Source organism: Actinacidiphila oryziradicis (genome assembly GCF_005047355.1).
Lineage (GTDB): Bacteria > Actinomycetota > Actinomycetes > Streptomycetales > Streptomycetaceae > Actinacidiphila > Actinacidiphila oryziradicis.
This window is the reverse complement of record NZ_SUMC01000007.1, coordinates 240,739-259,249: the sequence shown is the minus strand read 5'-3', so window position 1 is coordinate 259,249 and position 18,511 is coordinate 240,739. Positions and strand designations below refer to the sequence as shown.

Sequence of the window (18,511 nt, the reverse complement as noted above, 5' to 3'; positions counted from 1 at the left end):
AATAGGAAGAGACACGCATAAGCGGGAGGATCGGGACGATGGGTGACTACGAGGCTTCACGCCAGATCCAAGCGAAGAGCGACACGGTGTTCGATGTGGCGGGCCATCTCGACTGGATGCAGCGCTGGCTTCCGCCCGGGATGCACCTGACCACCCCTGACCCGGCCCACCCCGAGGTGGTCCGTGTCGTGGACGAGCTGGCCAGCCGCCAGTCGGAAGAGGCGGTGGTCCGCACCGCAGCAGATCGCCAGCGGATTGAGTGGGACAACCTCAAGCCGCACAACTACTCCGGCTGGTTGCAGGTCACCGATGCCGCGCCGGACAGGAGCCGGGTCACGGTACACCTGTCATTCGTCGGCGGACACGAAGCAGGAAACGCGAGCGCCGAACGTACCCTCTCCCACGAACGGATCCAGCAGCGACTCGAAGAAGGACTCGAGCGGCTGGAACAGGAGGTCATGGCCCACGCATGATGTGCGAGCGGGGAACCCATCTGCGGTAACGCGGACATCGTAGTCGGGGCGGCGTTTGCTGCGCGGTCTGGCAGCGCTCTGACCAGCGCGTTCGCGCCTAGTTGTCACCTGTCGGCAGCTAAACGAGAAGCTGGGCCGTACGGTCGGCGGTTTCGCCGCGGTGGTGATGGCTTGGACGTTCGGGAGAGGGCAGACGTGTGCTGATAGCGGGTCGGTACCAGCTGGACGACGTGCTCGGCCGGGGTGGCATGGGGGAAGTCTGGCGGGCCGTCGACGAGGTTCTGGGCCGCCAGGTGGCGGTCAAGGTGCTGCGGAATCAGGGCGTGGACGACGTGACCCGATTCCGGCTGGAGGCCTGGACCGCGGCGCGGCTGAACCACCCGCACGTGGTGGCCGTTTACGACTTTGGCGCCGACCAGGACCGTCTCTATCTGGTGATGGAGCTACTCGATGGCCGAAGCCTCGCCGACGAGCTGGCCGAGTACATCCGGCTCTCCCCCGAGCGGGTCGCCGCGATCGGGGCCCAGGTGGCTGCTGGGCTCGCCGCCGCGCACAGCGAAGGCGTGCTGCACCGGGACGTCAAGCCCGCCAATCTGCTGGTGGCCTCGGACGACACCGTAAAGATCGCGGATTTCGGCATCGCGCGCTTCGCGGACGAGTCCGCGCTCGACCTGACCGCTACCGGGCAGGTCATCGGTACCAGCTCGTACCTGGCCCCGGAACGCGCCCTGGGCCGCGTGGGAGGCCCCGCGGCCGACATGTACGCGCTGGGCTGCGTACTGTACGAACTGCTCACCGGCCGCCCGCCGTTCCAGGCGGACACCGCTACAGCCGTCGTGTACCAGCACGTCGACGCCGCCCCGGTCCCCGCCCGGCGGCACCGGCCGGACCTGCCCGAACAGCTAGACGCCCTCGTCCTAAGCCTATTGGCGAAGGACCCGGGCGAGCGCCCCACCGCCCAGCAGACCGCCGATGCGCTGGGATCACTGCTCACCACCCGCGGCGGTGGCATCCCGCGTCAGGCGGGCAAGGCCGCCCAGCGGCCGGCCGCGACCTCGGATGGCGGCACGCGCCAGTTCGATGCCGCCGCACTCGCCAGCGAGGCAAAGTCCGGGCGACCGCCCGGGACCGGCATACTGCACACCCGCCGGTCCCAGGTGATCGCCGGCGTCGTCGCGGCGGGAGCCGTCGCCGCCGCGACGCTATCCGCCCTGCCCCCGGGCACCGGCAGGGCCGCCCCCGCAGCGCCCTTCACTACCCAGTCCACAGGGTCACCGACACCAACCATGACCACCGCTTCCAAGCCCACCCCGTCCACCACGCCTCACCAAACGACGACACGACCCGCCAAGAAGGCCGCGCCTCCCCAGACGAAGAAGGAGAAGGCGAAGAAGGAGAAGGCGAAGAAGGCCGCGCCGCCGTGAGGGGTCGGCTAACAGGCCGAACACACACGGCTACCCCTGCCCGCTACGGGATCTTGAGCGGGTCAGAGGACTTCGGCGTACGGTCGGCCGTTGATGGTGCCGAAGTCCACCTTCGCCGGGAACGGGTTGCCCTCCTGGCCACGCTGAGCACTGTGGAGAGGATCATCTCGGCCCAGCCGCGCAGCGACTCCGGCAGCCGCCGGTACGTGTCATCGGTCAGCCGCACGTAGGCGGTACCACGTCCGGTCGGCCGACCGAGGCCACGTCGAGCACGGTGCCCTTCTGTCCGCTGGAGACGATCGGCGGGAGTTCGATCTCCTCGGCCTGTGCGATCGCTGTGAGCTGCTCCGCGGCCTGTTCGGCGGTGAGTTGGTGGTGCGGCACCTGCGGGCGTTCCCGCCGCGGCTTGTTCTGCTTCTGACGGCCCATAAGCGGGAGCGTAATAGACGCCGGGAGGTCGCTGCCGGGATTGGGCCCCAGCCCATGTCGAGTCACTACCCGTCGCGAGCCAGGGACTTTCGGAGCCGGTGACAAGACGATTGGCAAACTCCTGTGCTCGGGACCCCCTCGTCTGATAGGTGCCGCCGGTCGTACTGTCTCAACGAACTGTGTTGGTGGGGAGGTGGGTTGCGTTTGGATCTCCGGGTGGGCGACGTTGTCAGCGTTTCCTGCCCCTACACCGTTGCCCCGGTCACCGGAAAGTCGCGGGAGCACGTGACGGTCGCGTGGCCCTGGTGGTCGGTCGATCCGGACTGCGACTGGATCGCGTGGAACGGCGAGGTGGCTCTCGTTGGCGATCCCGCTTCGCACGAGTGGGAGCGCGAAATGTTCCGCATCGATCCGGCAACCGACCACCTCACGGTCGGGGCCACCTGCCGCATCGGCATTCCACCCACCCTCGTGCACGTGGTCTCCGTCGATCATTTCGATCCGCCACTGGAGACCGGGCGCCTTCCTCGCCCCCGCCGCCACGTGGTGGTCCTGCGCGCAGGCCAGTCGCACGATGCCGAGTCGGAGGAGCAGGGCTACGAGATCGACCCGGACGACGACATCCCGATCACCTTCGATCTGGTGTTCCGCCCCTACGCCTGCCTCATCGCCGGTGATGAGGTCGCCGACGCCGCAGGTCGTGCGTGGCGCTTCAACGCCGTTTGGGACTGCACCCCTTCGACGGCGGTGAGCCTCACGAGCCGGTTTGGCCCCTCACGCTTCTGACACGCGGGGGCAGCACGGACGAGGCAGCGGCCGCCGCCGTCGCCAGCGCGACGAAGGACGGTTCGCACCAGGAGGAGGTCGCACGCTGGGTCGAGCTGGCTCAGGCGATTCCCACCCGGTAGCGTCGCTCCCGCCCAGTAGGTGGCCGGTCAACCTCAGCTACTCACACCCAGAGTGGTCGGCAACGAGAGCATGTGCCGACAGGCCGCTCTTGCCGCGGGAAGATTCGAATCCTCCCTGCGGCACAAACCGCAACGCCCCGGACCGATCATGGTTCAGGGCGTTCGACATCGTTTCCGACCTGCTTGTATGAGGGGCATCGCAGCCGTAGGTGAGCGTACCTCGGTGGCCGTCCGCCCCCGGCGTGGTGGGGCCGGCGTTCGTAGTGACCGGTACACCGGCGAGAGGGCAAGGGGTGGGCACAGCGGACAGAGGACGACGCAGATGGCGGCTTTGGGGCGTCCTGGGGATCGTAGGGCTCACGGCTTTGGCTGGGGTGGTCGTGCACAAGGAGGCTGTTCCGGCGGCGCCGCGCGTTGACCCAACACTCGAGCGGGCGGTGCTTCCTGTGGTGGACCGCTACCTGCTGACGGACCCGCTGGGCCCACTCGGCAGTGGTGAGCCTCCTGGGAAGAACGGAGCCGTGGCGCGTGGTTTCTGCACCGAGCGAGTGATCGAGATCCGACCCACCGGGGCAGGCCTGCGGGTGGGCCTGGTGGCCTGGTGCGGGCACTACGTACGGCGTGGCACCGAGGTGACTGACCTGGACGCCGGAATAGAGGCAGGGGTGCTGACAGTGTCGCCGGCCTCGGCGCCCGCCCGCGTGAGCGACGTCGCATGGGAGCCCGACGATGTTCTCTACACCTGGGCCCCGGCACACTTCTCCCCCGGAGGCGCCGCCGAGGTCGAGAGGATCGATAGCGACAGCTCGGCGAACCTGACCGACCCCGAGGGCAAGGCCCGCGCCGCGTTCGGCCTGCCCCCACGCAGCAGCGGGAGCTGACGAACAGCCCACGGGGGTGGGGCGCCCCTACCCGGAGGTGCTCCCGAACACCGGATCGAAAGATCGAATACAGATCAGCCGATCAACGGCGCCTACCAAACCCGAGGCAGGAATGTCATGACGGTCACCGTCGGCCGCCCCCGATAAATGGGCCGGTTGTCGCTCTCGTGCAGCCGGACGTACCGCATGGGGCGTGCTTCGACTTCGCGCACGGCGCGCAGCACGGGGCGGCAGCGGGACCAGCCGTCCACGGCGTGCCAGCCGATCCGAGCCAGGCTGGCGATGGCGATGACGCCGCACGCGTACCACTTCCAGTGGCCATGCCCGAAGCGGGGATCGGTGGAGACGGCGCAGGCGAGGCCGAGGAACCACCAGGCGCCCGTGCTCAACGTCGTGCGCAGCATCCAGGAACGGGCAGGTCGACCGGGCCGTTGGGCACTGGTCGGACGTGGTCCCCTCCTGCTCTGCGGCCTCCGGCTGCGGATCCGCCGGAGCCGCGGCTTCGGCCCGGCGCGTCCGGTGCGCGTGAGCGAGCGTGCTGACAACCAGTCGTCCAAGCAGGCCGAGCCGCCCTTCGGTGTCGATGGCGACGATGTTCAGCGCGGCGAGCGCGTGGGCGACGTCGTGCGCGCTACTCCGAGGTGCGGTTCTTGCGCTCAATCGTGGTGAGCAGCGCCTGGGCCTCCTGGGTGCGGTGGTGTCCGGTGCCCAGCGCCGATTCGCACGCGGCCAGGGCCCGGCGGGCCTCCGCCTCGGCCTCCTCGCCCCGGCCCAGGCCCGCGAGGGCGGTCGCGGTGCCGATCTCGATCGCCCCCGCCTCGTCGTGGCGCCCTCCAGGCGTGCGGAGGTGGGCTGCGCGGGCGGCGCGCGCCTCGGCCAGCGCCTCGTCGTACCGGCCCTGGCCGTTGAGACTGCGGAGCAGGGTGATCCGCAGCACCACGGCCAACTTGTTATCGGGGCCAGAGGTTTGGGCGTCCCGGTCTATGGCCTCGCGCGCCACGGTCTCCGCCTCGACGTGGCGGCCCAGGCGGCTGCGGGCGTGGGCCAAGCCATTGCGGGCGGCTAGCTGTAGGAGCAGGGCGCTCGCTCCCTCGATGCGGTCGGCGATGCCCGCGATGGCGAGGCACTCGGCTTCGGTCTCCTCGTGACGGCCGAGGTAGCCGAGGATCTGCGCCCGGTCCGACCGCATCTTGAGCGTCAACAGGTGCTCGGCGCCGTAGGAAGAGACGAAGTCGGGCAGCAGGGAGTCGTACTCCGCCACAGCTTCGGTGTGCCGTCCCTGCGAGTTCGCGGCCAGGGCCGCCATGCTCGACGCGACAAGCCGCGGCCGGTCGTTCGGCAGGGCCGCCCGCACAGCGACGAGGTCCCGCGCCTCCGCTTCGGCCTCCGGGAACCGGCCCGCCATCTGCAGCAGGGTGACCAAAATGATCCGCGCCGACGCCGTCAGTTTGTGCTCGGGCCCCACCGGCGGCCGGGCGCAGAGCCGGACGACTTCACGAATCTCGGCCTCGCACTCCTCCAGGCGATTGAGCCCGAGCAGCGAATGGGCCCACAGCGCCCGGCTCTCCAGCGTCCGCGGATCGTGCAGGCCGTGCGCACGTGTGTCCGCCTGCAGCTTCCGCAGCCGCTGCTGCTCGGCGTCGACCCGACTGGCGGAGGACGGCAGTCCGGTGCTGGTACCGCTTGCTGCCGCCACTGGCGGTGCCGATTCCGCTTTGCGTCCGCGCATTGACCGTATGAGCCCCATGCAGCGAAGCGTAGTGGGCAGACCCAGCGGGCCGGTCGCCGGCATTACGTCTTGCCAGACGACTACGAAAGCGACCCGGCGTACCGGGCGAGTTGATTGGACAGGTCGAGGGCACCCAGCAGGAGAAGGACAGCGTCCAGTTCACCAAGCTGCTCATTCGGTACTCCGCCTATGGCCTGACACAGGCGCAGCCGAGCTTCTACGTGAGTTTGGGCGCGTCGATCCTCGGCGGCGTAGTGCTGGTCAGGAGGTGCGGACTCGATCGGCGGATGACACTGCGCAAGGCGAACAGGAGCAAGCCGAGGTCCTTCTACGCTCGTAAGAGAAAGTTCCGCCAGGCGGGTCACGTTCGGAGCAGTCCGGCTGGCAGAGCACAGCGGCGGACCAAAGGATGTGCATTGACCGAGGGCCGCGCGCTCATGCCTGCACAGCCGCCGCGACCCATCATTTACGGTTCTGAAGAGCCGGCCATCCTGGAGGCACGGTGTGCCCTGTTTTGTCTGATCTCGTATAAGTCGAGGTCCTCGCCCGACACCGTCGGGCACGGCACCAGGGGCGGTTGACCGTCTTCCTGGCAGCATTCTGCACCGCCCTACTACCCGCCGCTGCTCCGCACGCCTCGGCAGCGACGCACAAGGATCTGTTCGGCAATCGGCTCTATGTGGTCAACAAAACCTCGCACAGCGTTTCGGTGATCGACACCAACACCAACAAGGTCGTCGGCTCCCCGATCTCCGTCGGCGACAACCCCTTCGGGGGCACTGGGGTAGTCGCTGCAGAGCGCGAATCAAACTGAGGTGAGCCGGGAGCGGCACGTCGGCGAGCCCACCGAAGGCCCAGCTACCCGCGTGAGCTGTCGCCGCTACCTGGACACGCTCCGTCTCGCTCCGCCTCCGGCCGATGCAGCGCCGTGCATGAGGTGGGGAAACCTGTAACAATACCCCTTCGGATGCCACACGTTGTCAGAGGCGCCCCCTACATCACGAGTTGCAGACTGCGTCGGTGTTGTACGTGTCACAGATGTAGAACTTACCGGCGAAGGGGTGCCCAACGAGCGGCTTGCCGGTCTTGCTGAGAAGCTTTGACTTCACGGTCACCAGTGACCATTCAGTCGCGATCTTGATGCTGAGCTTTGCGCGGGAGCCATCCGGCCACTTCAAGGTCAGTCGCTCCCAGGTATTGTCGGGAAACGGCGCTTGGTAGGCCAGTACCACCGCGTCAGCCTTGAGCATCTGCGTGGTGATCTTCGTGCCAGCGGGCACGTGTACCGTGGCGATGGGGCACATGACGGCATTAAGGCTGCAATCCTCGGGTGACGTGGTGGTGACGTCGAAGTCCTGTGTGCAGCGAACCCGCGAACTGGCAAAGCAGACATCAACTGCCTGAAAGTCAAAGCCTGCGGGTGCCATCAAGGTCGGCGGCCCACTGGGGGACGCGCTCGGTCTGAAACTCGTGGTCTTAACAGGATAGGCCGCTGGCGTTGAGCCACATGCTACAAGGCACGATCCGACCGCCAGTGCGGCTATAATAACTTTGATCACGCCGACTTGTATATGCGATCGACAAGAGAGTGATCAAGTTGCGTCCCGGGGGTGCATGGCGATTCGAGATCTAAGGCCCCGACTTTGGGGCCCACGCTCGTCTCGCCCTCTGTGGTGCGTTGGATTCGATCGGGTCGACCTGCCGACGCTGCACCTGGCGGCGGCGCTTGTCGAGACGCGCGCCTGGCCGCACCTCGCCATCCGGCGGCCGGGGATGTTCGGTGGAGAGATGGCGATCCGGATGCTGCTTGACCATCTGCTCTTCATCGAGCGCCGGAAGGATGCCTGGGCTCAAAAGCAGGCCGTTTTGGAGGAGCGTGGCGCCTGGAGTGCGCTCGGGGTGACGGGAGCCTTCGACTCGGTGTTCCCGCTTCCCCGTGATCACGGGTACGGCATGGCGTCCGTGAAGCGGCCAAGCGCCCCAGCTCCGGAGCCTGGCGCGCGAGGGGCGGTGCAACCACTGCGGCGGTGGGTAAGCGGTATCGGGTGAGTAGGAGCATCCGCAGCGAGAAGATCGATCAGGAGTGATCATGACTCGGTTCAGCGCGCCTGAGTTCCGCATCGTCTCCTATGCGGCAGACCGCATCATCGAACGGATCGGGCCGCTCTTCGCGACTCAAGCCCAAGCGGCGGTTCGGGGTCGGCACCGTGGCTCTCCCAGGCAGCCCCACCCGCCGCCGATCCAGACGTCGACGCCTGCCCAGGCAGTGACTGAGGCTGTGCCCCTTCAGCCACTGACGACCCGCCAGACGCCTGCTGCAGCGTATGGATGTAGACGGCACGGGCCTGCGCCGGCACACCGCTCGAGAAGACCTCAACGCCGCCGCCGAGGTCCACAGAGACCTTGCTGTCGACCGCAGCGAGCTGCTGCTGCAAGGCGACTCCTTGTGTGGGGAGGTACGGACGGCGCTCTGTTCCCGCGGGGCGGGAGCAGAGCGCCGAACCGTTTGTCCGACAGTCCCGCCACACGGGACCGGAGCCCCGCAGCGCGGGCTCATCGGCCTGCGTGCGTCATGCTTGGTGTACTCAGGTACTCAGTTCAGCCCGACCACCGGTGTCGGGGTCGGCCGGTCGGTAGTGGTGCCGTCGCCCAGCTCCCCGGATTCGTTGTCTCCCCAGCAGTCGACGGTGCCGCCGGTGAGCACCGCGCAGGTGTGGAAATCGCCTGCGGTGAGGGCGGTGACGCCGGTCAGTCCGGTCACGGGTGTCGGGGTGGTCCGGTAGGTGGTGGTGCCGTCGCCCAGCTCCCCGGATTCGTTGTCTCCCCAGCAGTCGACGGTGCCGCCGGTTAGCACCGCGCAGGTGTGGCCCCAGCCCGCGGCGACGGCGGTGACGCCGGTCAGTCCGGTCACTGGTGTCGGGGTGGTCCGGTAGGTGGTGGTGCCGTCGCCCAGCTGCCCGTATTCGTTGTCTCCCCAGCAGTCGACAGTACCGCCGGTGAGCAGCGCGCAGGTGTCGAGCCAGCCCGCGGTGAGGGCGGTGACGCCGGTCAGTCCGGTCACCGGTGTCGGGGTGGTCCGGTCTGTGTTGGTGCCGTCGCCCAGCTCCCCGAAGCCGTTGTATCCCCAGCAGTTGACGGTGCCGTCGGTGAGCACCGCGCAGGTGTGCGAGTCGCCTGCGGCGACGGCGGTGACGCCGGTCAGTCCGGTCACTGGTGTCGGGGTGGTCCGGTTGGTGGTGGTGCCGTCGCCCAGCTGCCCGTATTCGTTGTATCCCCAGCAGTTGACGGTGCCGTCGGTGAGCAGCGCGCAGGTGTGGTAGTCGCCTGCGGTGAGGGCGGTGACGCCGCTGAGCCCGGTCACTGGTGTCGGGGTGGTCCGGTTGGTGGTGGTGCCGTCGCCCAGCTGCCCGTATTCGTTGTCTCCCCAGCAGTCGACGGTGCCGGCGGTGAGCACCGCGCAGGTGTGGGCCATGCCTGCTGTGACGGCGGTGACGCCGGTCAGTCCGGTCACTGGTGTCGGGGTGGTCCGGTTGGTGGTGGTGCCGTCGCCCAGCTGCCCGTAGCCGTTGATTCCCCAGCAGTCGACGGTGCCGCCGGTCAGCACCGCGCAGGTGTCGAGCCAGCCCGCGGTGAGGGCGGTGGCTGTGTCTGGGTTACCTCCGCCCGATGGCTTTGTGGTGCCCACGACCGTGTCGGCTGCCGCGTAGGCATCGGCCGTGCTGTGGGCGAACAGGGCGTACGCGTAACTTTTGCCCGGTGTGAGGCCGGTGTCGGAGTAGACGGTCGTTGTCTTGCTCGTTGTGGTCACCAGCGTGCCGGCGGACCGTGAGGAAGGCGGTACGGTGCCGGGGCTGCGTCGGATCATCACACCCGAGAAATCACTCCCGGTGGGGTTCGTCCACTCCAGTTTCAGAGACGTCGTCGTCGCCGTGACCGCGGCGGCGGTGACCTTCCCGGGGGGCGCAACGTAGGTGTAGCCGTCCGCCGTCACTGCGGCGGAGGCCCCGTACGCCGTTTTGACCTGTATGGCCGCCAGTCCGGCGCTATGGGCTGGAGCGGTCACGAGCAGTTTCGTTGCGGAGGTGACCGACAGGGCCGTACCGGCTTTCCCTGCGAAGGTCACTGCGGTGACGTGGCTGAAGTCGGTTCCGGTGACCGTGACTCGGGTTCCGCCGCCGGTGGTTCCGGAAGAGGGCGCAATCGCGGTAATCCGGGGCGGCGCGACGTAAGTGTAGCGGTCCGCTGTTACTGCGGCGGATGCCCCGTACGCCGTTTTGACCTGTATGGCGACCAGTCCGGCGCTATGGGCTGGGGCGGTTACGAGCAGTTTCGTTGCGGAGGTGACCGACAGTGCCGTACCGATTTTCCCTGCGAAGGTTACTGCGGTGACGTGGCTGAAGTTGGCTCCGGTGACGGTGACTCGGGTTCCGCCGCCGGTGGTTCCGGAAGTGGGCGTTATCGCGGTAATTCTGGGTGGTGACACGTAGGTGTAGTGGTCGGCGGTTCGCTGCGCGGAGGTTCCCGCGCTGGTCTGTACGCGAACGTCCACACGTCCGGCGGCATGTGCCGGCGCGGTGACCAGTAGCTGGGTCGAGGACTTCACCTGGATCGAGGAACCCGCGGCTGAGCCGAACAGGATCCGCTTGACGTGCGTGAAGCCGGTCCCGCGTACGGTCACGCGCGTGCGGCCCGCTGTGGCGCCCGACGTCGGCGATACCGCCGACACCGAAGGCGCGGATGCTGCGAAGGCAGACGGTGCGGTTCCGAGTTGGGCGGCGCCGAACACAACAGCCAGGGAGATGCCCCAAACTGCGCATCTTCGTCTGACAGGCATTCACATTCTCCCATGAAAGGACGATCAACTGTTGATCGCATAGCTAGTTCGGGGGAAGTGTGCCACGCGCAAACCCACAAAGATGGCAAATTAGGGTAAAGACGAGCAGGAGCAGAGAACTCTTATGCGTAGCTCTTCGCTGGTCAGCCCTGGGTCGCTGTCGTGGACCGCGCACTTGCCGCTGTGGCGGGCGCCGCCAGTACGGCGATGTCCGCGTTTCCGTAGGGGAGGTCTACGCATTGTCCCGACGGACCCCGGAGACTCATCACTGTCAGCTACCTGCCCGCTGGCGGCAGCTGTACACCGGGGTGTGAGGGACAGGAAGTCCCGCTGAGCCGCCGAGCCTCCGATGCGCACGCCTGTTTGCGGACCCCGCCCTCATCCGGCGGTGCCGCCGGTCGTACTCGACCAGCCGGTGCGTCGTGTCAGCCAGGGGGAACCGAGGCGGGATGGCCGGGCATCGCCGGCTGGGCGGTGCCCACGGAGGGACCAGCGGTGCCCCGCAGGTGTTGCCCCAGTTCGCGTATCCGTCAGGGCAGGGGGAACCGAGGCGCTCAGCGCCGGGGTGGAGGCGCCGGGTCAGTCATCCTCGTCGACGAGGAATCCGCGCAGCGGCATGGGCGCCATGCCCTCCGGGGTGGCGCTGCTGGGCTTGCGGCGCAGGGCGGCCAGGTCGCGAACGATCGCTGCATAGTAGAGGGCAACGGCTTCCACGGGCGCGTGAGAGGTGACCGAGTGGACCGTCTCGGCGCCGAGCGGGCTGTCCCGACGGCATAGTTCCTCAATCACGGCGTCTGGGGCGGTGCGTTGCCCGCGGTCGCGGACCGCGACGGCGGCGGAGAACAGGTCCTGGTGGGCCGACTCGGCGAAGTCGCCGACCGCCAGGATGGTGGCGAAGTGTGCCGAGACCGCTGGATGCGTGAGTATGGCGCCCAGCACGGTGCGTTCCGCGTGAGGATCGGTGGGCTGTGGGCGCCGGGGCTCCTGCGGCTCCGGGGCGCCGACCAGGGTCTTGGCCATGAAGGTCTCCCGAGGGGTTAGGGGGCTGCCGGCCCTGTCTGTGGGAATGCGACCGATCCTGTCAGAGCCAGGCTCCGTCCTGGCGAGGGGGTATGGGACTCGGCAGATCTGCAGGTCAGCCCCTTCAGTCCCCAGCTCGCACTACCCTCGGTGCCGCGCAGCAGCTCGTTCGTCTCCATCTCAGCGAGGGTGCAAGCTGAGGGGTGGGTCGCGACGCTGCGGCTGATGCGCAGATGAGTCCCTTCGCCTACCGGACTCACCGGCAGGCGGCGAGGCGGGCGGGGGCGGGCCTTCTCCGCCTTGCGCCGGACGGCGTCGGCACGGAGGCGGGCGAAGTGGCCCAACTCGCGGGCGGTGGCCCCGCCGCCGCGGCCTGCCCCGCCTGCATGCACGCCCTGACAGCCGCCCACCCTGGCAGCAGCCCCCACATCACCCCGGCAGGGGGCGTGCCCGAGGATCGAGCGATATCCGTTCGCGGCCTGTCACCGCGGGTGGCTAACGTGCACTGACGTGGACATTGAAGATCCCAAAGACCTGGTCCGGCGTGGGTACGACGCGCTCTCACTGCGCTATGACCAGGCGTATGCCGCCGAGACGAAGTATCAGCCGTGGATCAGCGAACTGTGCGGTCGAATCCCGGCTGGAGGCAGGGTGCTGGACCTGGGGTGCGGAAGCGGGGTTCCCGTCGCCCGCGACCTGGCGAACGCAGGTCACCGTGTCACCGGCGTCGATATCAGTGAGGTGCAGATCCGCAGGGCCCGGGAGCTCGTGCCGCAGGCCGAGTTCATCTGCGCCGATGCTACGGCCGTGGACTTCGCACCGGGCTCCTTCGACGCGGTCGTTTCGTTCTATGCACTGATCCATATCCCACTCGAGGAACAGCTTCCGCTGCTGGAGAAGGTCGCCCGATGGCTGCGACCTGGCGGTTGGTTCCTGGGGACCACCGGCCGTCGGGCCTGGACCGGCGTCGATGAGGACTGGCTTGGCGACGGGACCGCTATGTGGTGGAGCCACACGGACGCCGCTACGAACCGGGCCTGGATCACTCAAGCCGGACTGACCGTCGAGCAGGAAGAGTTCGTGCCCGAAGGTGACAGCGGGCATGCGCTGTTCTGGGCCCGACTCCGCTGACGCCCCTTCTCGGTCGCTTCCTGCGTCCGTCTCACGTGACCTATTCCCTCGGATCATGTTAGGGACCAGTGTCCCTGGGCTGGTCCGAGTGTTGTGGTGGAGCGGGGCAGGGTGCGCATAGGGGCATTCACCGTCGGTTTGGACACGGCGGAACGCTGGGTCCGCAGGTATTTCAACGAGGGTAACGACAGAGCGACCGCTGCAACGAGCGGGAAGGCGAGGCCATACGCCTATTTGGTGTACGACCGCCTTCAGACGGGCAGCGGTGAGTCCGAGCTCAATGACAGCGACTTCATGGCGCCGGTGCCGTTGAACGCAAGTTGCCGGCGACAGCGGCCCGATCGGGTCCACCGGCCAGCTGAGCGCTATCGCGCGCGTCCGGGGAGCGAACTGAGGGTGAAGTCGCGCTCTGCAGCGCACGTAACGGCGGTGGTGCAGCGGCGGACGTCGGGGGTGCGTACAAAGTCGGAAAAAGACGTCCGATACGCTCCCCCGACAACGATCAAGCAAATAGGACATTCTCATGCCGAGACACAGATTTCCTCTGCTCATAGCCGCGCTGCTGCCGGTGCTCGCCGGGTGCGGCTCCCACGCACCCACCTCCCCCCAGCAAAACTCCGCGCAGTCCGCCGCCGAAAGCCCCGCAGCCGCCACCGCCCCGACTCCGGACGCGCTCCAGGCCCGTGCCCTTGCGGCCTACGCCGACGGATACCGCATGGGTGGGAACCTGCTCTCCCTCGGGTATGCCAGCGTGCCAGAAGGGATGGACGCCACCGCTAAGAGCGAGTGCAGCAGCGGGACGTCGAACCCCGACGTGGGTGCCTCTGCCACGGCGGACAACGACCAGGCCCTCGCCTGGTCGGCCGGTTGTAGTGACGCGCTGGAGGCCAAGACGGCGAACGCGGCGGCGGCCCCGGTCTTCACCCCACCGCCGTACGACGGGAGCGACCTGGTCGATCAAGGACCGTCACCAGAGATCAACTGCGGCAAGCCGCATCAGAACCAGTGGGAGTTCGGCGGCAACTTCACCTGCCGCTTCACCTCGCTGCGCAATACCGATACTGCACCGCATGCCTACAGGATCACGGTCGTGTTCACCGCCACGGACTTGCCAGGGGGCCAAAAGGACGTGACCCGCAGGGTTAATGTGCCGACGATTCCGGCCGGTGGCACCAACGGGCAGTCCGACCCCTTCGCCCCGCCCCCGGAGACAACTATCGGTTCCGGCGACGCAAAGCAGGACGTTCAGTGGATGATTAACACTACGACCGTCGAACTTCTCCCTGCTGGCAACTGACCACGCAGCCCCGCCCGCAAGGACGTCATCCGCGGCCCGCGGCACACCGCGAAGGACCTCCATGCCCGCCGCCTTCGGCCTCCCCTTTCGCAGTGACGCGTTCCGCCTCGGTGGGGCCGCCGCCTGCGCTGGTGAGATCACAGCGTGGGAGGCGGCCAGAGCGTCGGCGGCCTGCGCGGCCCAGTCGACGGCGTCAGTGACGGTGGGTGGGCCGTCGAAGCGCAGGACGGCGGACAGGTCGCGTCCGGCGAGCAGTTCCATGACCAGGTAGAGACCCTGTCCGAGGTCGTAGACGGTGACCACGCCGGGGTGATTCAGGCCGCCAGCCGTGCGGGCCTCGCGGAAAAACAGCCTGATGTCGTCAAAGGAGCACACAGCGATAGATATCACTGGGCAGGCGTGCCCGCTGCGTGCCCTTCCCGTCTGCCCATTCCTCCCGGTTCATGTGACGATTGCCGGTACTCCGCTAGATCAAGGTGTCGTCGTTACCGGAGCGTACAGACGCCAGGGAGAAGCGTGGCTTGCGGTCTGCTGGGGTGTGTGGCCAGCGCACGCCGGCGGGGGCGAGGTCGTCGTAGGTGAGAACATCGGTGGTGAGGATGGACGCCAGGGTTTGATCCTGTTCGGGTTCAAGATCGGCCAGGCGGGTCAGTACCGTGAGAAGGTTGATGAACTCGCTGGTCCAGTCCGGGTCCCACGCTGTGACGTGCAGGTCATCGAGCGGCGAGCCGCGTCGGCCGCCAGGCTCCTTCTTGCGGTTGCCGAACCAGCCCTTGACGACATTGCGTCCGCCGACGGCATACTCCCAGACCTGCGGGGTGACCGGTCCGAACTCGCCGTCCCCGACTGTGACGACCTGGCGGTCCCCGTCGTAGTTGATGGTCTCGGGCATGGAGGTGATCGGTGCCAGGCTCAGCGGGCGGCGCGGGTCGCTCTGCGGGAGACGGACGTTTTCCTCGGGCCGCTCCGGGCCGATGAAGCACTTCCCGTAGGTGTGCAGCCAGAGGACTTGCCGGCCCAGCTGCACGGCTTTGTGCCACAGCACCGGGTCTGTGGTGACCGGCACCCGGATCCCCGGGGTGGTCAGTTCATCGGCGAAGGTCGCGGTGAAGGCCGGGTGTGCCGTCACACCGGCGATGTAGGCGAGGATGTCCGGGTCCGTGACTTCGGTGCCGAGTCGGCTGGTGAGCGCGGCTCTGAGGCCGGGGGCGAGGTTGGGCTTCCCGTCGGGGTGCAGGAACGGCAGGGTCCTGCCGCCTTCGGAGCCCTTGAAGTGGTCGAAGTCGGGGATCAGAGCCGAGAAGATCACGCCCGGACCTGACTGGATCGGCTTGCGGTGCTGCTCGATGATGAACACCTGCCCCGGTATTCGGGCGGCCCACAGGTCGCGGCGAGGCATGTCCATCACGCGTGGGTCGGCGACGATCCACTGCCGGTCGAAGGCCCGGTATCCGACTCGGACGAGGGCGGGCTGGCTGTTGGTCTCCCGGACGATCGGCGTTGACGGAGCGGGGCAGGTGTCGTCGCCGGGCAGGGGCGGTTTGGCCTTGTCGAGATTGGCGTCGCGGCCCTCCTTGAAGAGCTGCGCCTTCCGTCCGCGGTCACTTTCACCGATGAGCGCCGACCACCTGCTGTGGAGGATGTCGCGGTTGGGGGCGTAGACCCATGTGCGGGTGGGGAACACGCCGGGCGAGTACCAGGGCATCAGCGCGTCGAGCGCGGGATAGGTGTCCCACTGGCTAGTGCTCGCCGGGGTCAGCGGGGCGGTCCAGACCGTGCGGCAGTCGCGCCAACCGTCGTCGTCCAACTCGACGGCGGCCAGCGCGGCGAACTTGTCGGCCTGCCGGCCGGTCAACGTGCGGTGGCGGATGCGGGCCGGCGTGTCTGTGTCAGCGTCGGCATGGCGGACGAAGACGCCGATCGCCAGCGGCTGGCGCACGCCCGGGAATATGCGCGTAGGAACGTCCGGAGTCTGACCTTCGGGGGTGCAGTCGATGATCCAGCCCTCGGATGCGTAGCGGCGCAGATACTCGCGCATGCCGGTGAACGCCGGGCCAGTGAGGTAGCCGGAGGTGGTGATGAAGCAGATGACGCCGGCGTTGCCGCCCTCGTTGTTGGGGGTGGACTCCCACACCTTCCAGGTGGCCCAGCGCCAGAAGAAGACGTACAGGTTTTTGAGCTTGGCCTTGAATTTTGCGGCGCCGGGGGTGTACCAGTCGTCGAGGATGGCTTTGGCGCCGCGCTTGCCCTTCATGTCGGCGCCGCCGTTCTCTACCCAGCCGCCGGCGCCGTTGGCGAGTTCGGCGTACGGGGGGTTGCCGATGACGACGGTGACGTTGGAGCGGGCCTTGATTTCGTTGGCCTTGCGGCGGGCGGCAGCGATCAGCCGAAGTGCGGGCCTGAACTGGGTGGCCGCCACGTAGGGGTCGTCGAGGGTGTCGGTGACGTATAGTTTTATGCCGCCATTCGGCGGGGCAGCCTGGTAGCGGTTCAGTTGTTCGGCGGTTCGCAGTTCCGCCACTGCGTACGGCCCCATCTGGAGCTCGAACCCGGCGACACGGCCCGCAGCGCGGGTGAGCGCCCCACTGACCGCCCCCGGCCCGTCGTGGGCCGCGGCGTTAGCGGCGATCCGTTCCAGCACGGCGTGTAGGTAGGTGCCAGTGCCCATCGCGGGATCGATGGTGAAGACGCCGGGGTCGGCGAAGCCGCGCGGCTTGTCCAGCCGGGTGACCAGGATGTCGTCGGTGAGCCGGACCATCTGCTCGACGACCTCGACCGGGGTGTAGTACGAGCCGGAGCGCTTGCGAAGGTCAGGGTCGTACTCGTCAAGGAAGTGTTCGTACAGGTGCAGGTAGGTGTCCCGGCGTCCCCGGCGTATTCGAGGCCAGTTGACGGCATCGACGGTGCGGGCCAGCAGGTCGAGGGTGATCCTGAAGTCGCGGGCCACGTAGTCGGTGAGCAGCTGCAGCGCCCGGCCCATCAGCGAGTGGTCCGCGCCCAGCTTCTCTCCGATGGTGTGCAGCGACTCGCCCGTGACGGTGATCCCTTCGGTCCGGGCCAGCAGCAACGCAAACGTGACGGTCTGTGCGTACCCGTCGGCGAAAGTGGCCTCACCGGCCTGGGGGAACAGCATCTGCCGCCACTCGGCGGCCAGCCCGAGAAACGGCTGCTCTCCTTCGTCGGCGCCGCCGCGTACGGCCGCATGCTCGGCTGCGAGCTGATCCAGTACCTCACCACGCAGCAAGCGCGTCAGCCTGGCCACCGCCTTGACGAGCGCCCCGATGGTGGTGATCGGCTCAGGCTTCCAGACCAGAAAGTCCACCAGGAGCTTTTCGAACTCCGCAGGAGCGGCGACCTTACCGTCGTTGAGGTCGCCGGTGAAACGCACGACCAGGCGCAGATCACCGTTCTGGTAGAGGCGCCACTCAGTACCGTTGGTGTAGAGCAGGTTTGGCAGATCCCGCTGGCGCTCCCACTGCACCTTGTCGTGCCCACGCAGCACAGCCGGGTCGACAGTCTTGCTGGGGGCCTTGACCTCCACATAGCCGGTGATCGTCCCACCAACGCTGACGCCGTAGTCCGGGCGTACCCCCCGTTCGGTATCGCGAACCTCGTCGTGGAAGACGGCAGGTACGCCCAACCGCGCGCCAGCCGTGCTGAGCAGAACTTCCAACGGGGCACGGATAGCGGCCTCCCGCTCGCCTGGGCCAGCGAGTTTTGCCCCGCAAGCCGCACCGAACACGGCCACGGAGTCGGCGAGCCAATTTGCTGCCCGTGCCATAGGTGCCCCCACCTGATAGTCGTCACCACAGCTCTGGGAGTGGTACTGACGAATCATCCGGTGATCTTATGTAGTCGATCGCCCTTTGAACTAGCCATCAGAGCTGAAGGGTTCATGCCGGGTAGAGCTACGGCTCAGATGCTGAGCGCCGCCCTGAGTATGTAACTGCGCTACAACGAACCCTGATTGTGGGGGTACGGGACGCTTCTGATGTCGGCGTACCTTGCCTCCCAGGTGGTGCGGGGCAATCGCCAACCCGCACTAACAGGTCCTTGTCATCAGCGCAGGATTCGTGCCGCTGCTGGTCACATTGGGGCTGCTGCTGGCCTCACAGCAGCCAGGACGAAACCGTTGAAGTACTCGTCCAATCACCACTCGCCTCGAGATCAGCCGACGTGGGCGTGATCTTCGGCGTGGGCGCGGATGGTTGGCGAGGGCCTGGACCAGGCCCAGGTAGGTGGAGAAGGCCGGTAGAGGACTGCCAATGGCCACTCCGGCTCGCTTGGCGACCTGCTCCAGAGAGGCCCCCCGCGCGGAGCCCCGAGGTGCGTCCAGCCGCAACTCGGTGGTTTTCCGCCCAAATGTTAGGACTCAGTCCCTCCAG

14 protein-coding genes are annotated in these 18,511 nt (G+C 67.6%); 7 read left to right on the top strand and 7 right to left on the bottom strand.

Features of this window, described 5'->3' with window-relative positions; translation table 11 throughout:
• Positions 1-38 precede the first annotated feature (38 nt).
• Together FCI23_RS10755 and FCI23_RS10750 are read left to right on the top strand one after the other, a co-directional pair.
• The gene (locus FCI23_RS10755; protein WP_136723250.1) at positions 39-473 is read left to right on the top strand and encodes an SRPBCC family protein; all 435 of its coding nucleotides are present in this window, start codon (positions 39-41) and stop codon (positions 471-473) included.
• A gap of 197 nt (positions 474-670) precedes the next feature.
• The gene (locus FCI23_RS10750) at positions 671-1,897 is read left to right on the top strand and encodes a serine/threonine-protein kinase (protein WP_211265276.1); all 1,227 of its coding nucleotides are present in this window, start codon (positions 671-673) and stop codon (positions 1,895-1,897) included.
• A gap of 216 nt (positions 1,898-2,113) precedes the next feature.
• Here FCI23_RS10750 and FCI23_RS10745 read toward each other — a convergent pair whose 3' ends face one another.
• On the bottom strand, positions 2,114-2,326 hold the full coding sequence (locus tag FCI23_RS10745; protein ID WP_136723249.1) for a hypothetical protein: 213 nt from the start codon (positions 2,324-2,326) through the stop codon (positions 2,114-2,116).
• A 216-nt stretch (positions 2,327-2,542) separates the two neighbouring features.
• Here FCI23_RS10745 and FCI23_RS10740 point away from each other — a divergent pair, with 216 nt between their 5' ends.
• Positions 2,543-3,112 (top strand): hypothetical protein, encoded by a 570-nt coding sequence (locus FCI23_RS10740; protein ID WP_246143626.1) that lies wholly within the window; start codon positions 2,543-2,545, stop codon positions 3,110-3,112.
• A 559-nt stretch (positions 3,113-3,671) separates the two neighbouring features.
• Positions 3,672-4,115 (top strand): hypothetical protein, encoded by a 444-nt coding sequence (locus FCI23_RS10735; RefSeq protein WP_136723248.1) that lies wholly within the window; start codon positions 3,672-3,674, stop codon positions 4,113-4,115.
• A 92-nt stretch (positions 4,116-4,207) separates the two neighbouring features.
• Here the strand turns inward: FCI23_RS10735 and FCI23_RS10730 are convergent, their stop codons facing one another.
• Both FCI23_RS10730 and FCI23_RS10725 read right to left on the bottom strand, forming a co-directional pair.
• Positions 4,208-4,519 carry a hypothetical protein gene (locus FCI23_RS10730; protein WP_136723247.1) on the bottom strand — a complete coding sequence of 104 codons (312 nt, stop codon included), beginning with the start codon at positions 4,517-4,519 and terminating at the stop codon, positions 4,208-4,210.
• A 227-nt stretch (positions 4,520-4,746) separates the two neighbouring features.
• Positions 4,747-5,862: a tetratricopeptide repeat protein gene (locus tag FCI23_RS10725; RefSeq protein WP_246143625.1), complete on the bottom strand. Its 1,116-nt coding sequence runs from the start codon at positions 5,860-5,862 to the stop codon at positions 4,747-4,749.
• Between the two features lie 559 nt (positions 5,863-6,421).
• Here FCI23_RS10725 and FCI23_RS10720 point away from each other — a divergent pair.
• A complete protein-coding gene (locus FCI23_RS10720) occupies positions 6,422-6,658 on the top strand; it encodes a hypothetical protein (RefSeq protein ID WP_136723246.1) in 237 nt (78 codons plus the stop codon).
• 184 nt (positions 6,659-6,842) lie between these two features.
• Here the strand turns inward: FCI23_RS10720 and FCI23_RS10715 are convergent, their stop codons facing one another.
• The 3 genes from FCI23_RS10715 to FCI23_RS10705 form a co-directional block, all read right to left on the bottom strand.
• A complete protein-coding gene (locus FCI23_RS10715) occupies positions 6,843-7,271 on the bottom strand; it encodes a hypothetical protein (protein ID WP_136723245.1) in 429 nt (142 codons plus the stop codon).
• Positions 7,272-8,437: 1,166 nt separating this feature from the next.
• Positions 8,438-10,678: an RCC1 domain-containing protein gene (locus FCI23_RS10710; RefSeq protein WP_136723244.1), complete on the bottom strand. Its 2,241-nt coding sequence runs from the start codon at positions 10,676-10,678 to the stop codon at positions 8,438-8,440.
• Between the two features lie 579 nt (positions 10,679-11,257).
• A complete protein-coding gene (locus FCI23_RS10705; RefSeq protein WP_136723243.1) occupies positions 11,258-11,698 on the bottom strand; it encodes a DnaB-like helicase N-terminal domain-containing protein in 441 nt (146 codons plus the stop codon).
• 510 nt (positions 11,699-12,208) lie between these two features.
• Between FCI23_RS10705 and FCI23_RS10700 the strand changes: the two genes are divergently transcribed.
• On the top strand, positions 12,209-12,829 hold the full coding sequence (locus tag FCI23_RS10700) for a class I SAM-dependent methyltransferase (RefSeq protein ID WP_136723242.1): 621 nt from the start codon (positions 12,209-12,211) through the stop codon (positions 12,827-12,829).
• Between the two features lie 523 nt (positions 12,830-13,352).
• On the top strand, positions 13,353-14,126 hold the full coding sequence (locus FCI23_RS56290; protein ID WP_169316753.1) for a hypothetical protein: 774 nt from the start codon (positions 13,353-13,355) through the stop codon (positions 14,124-14,126).
• A 466-nt stretch (positions 14,127-14,592) separates the two neighbouring features.
• Here the strand turns inward: FCI23_RS56290 and FCI23_RS10690 are convergent, their stop codons facing one another.
• Positions 14,593-17,799: a type ISP restriction/modification enzyme gene (locus FCI23_RS10690; RefSeq protein ID WP_211265275.1), complete on the bottom strand. Its 3,207-nt coding sequence runs from the start codon at positions 17,797-17,799 to the stop codon at positions 14,593-14,595.
• Positions 17,800-18,511: the final 712 nt, after the last annotated feature.

Bases quoted from the DNA above. Each gene is read 5' to 3' on its own strand.
- FCI23_RS10755 (WP_136723250.1), top strand. From the start codon at position 39: ATGGGTGACTACGAGGCTTCACGCCAGATCCAAGCGAAGAGCGACACG.
- FCI23_RS10745 (WP_136723249.1), bottom strand. From the start codon at position 2,326: ATGGGCCGTCAGAAGCAGAACAAGCCGCGGCGGGAACGCCCGCAGGTG.
- FCI23_RS10730 (WP_136723247.1), bottom strand. From the start codon at position 4,519: ATGCTGCGCACGACGTTGAGCACGGGCGCCTGGTGGTTCCTCGGCCTC.
- FCI23_RS10725 (WP_246143625.1), bottom strand. From the start codon at position 5,862: ATGGGGCTCATACGGTCAATGCGCGGACGCAAAGCGGAATCGGCACCG.
- FCI23_RS10715 (WP_136723245.1), bottom strand. From the start codon at position 7,271: ATGGCACCCGCAGGCTTTGACTTTCAGGCAGTTGATGTCTGCTTTGCC.
- FCI23_RS10710 (WP_136723244.1), bottom strand. From the start codon at position 10,678: ATGCCTGTCAGACGAAGATGCGCAGTTTGGGGCATCTCCCTGGCTGTT.
- FCI23_RS10705 (WP_136723243.1), bottom strand. From the start codon at position 11,698: ATGGCCAAGACCCTGGTCGGCGCCCCGGAGCCGCAGGAGCCCCGGCGC.
- FCI23_RS56290 (WP_169316753.1), top strand. From the start codon at position 13,353: ATGCCGAGACACAGATTTCCTCTGCTCATAGCCGCGCTGCTGCCGGTG.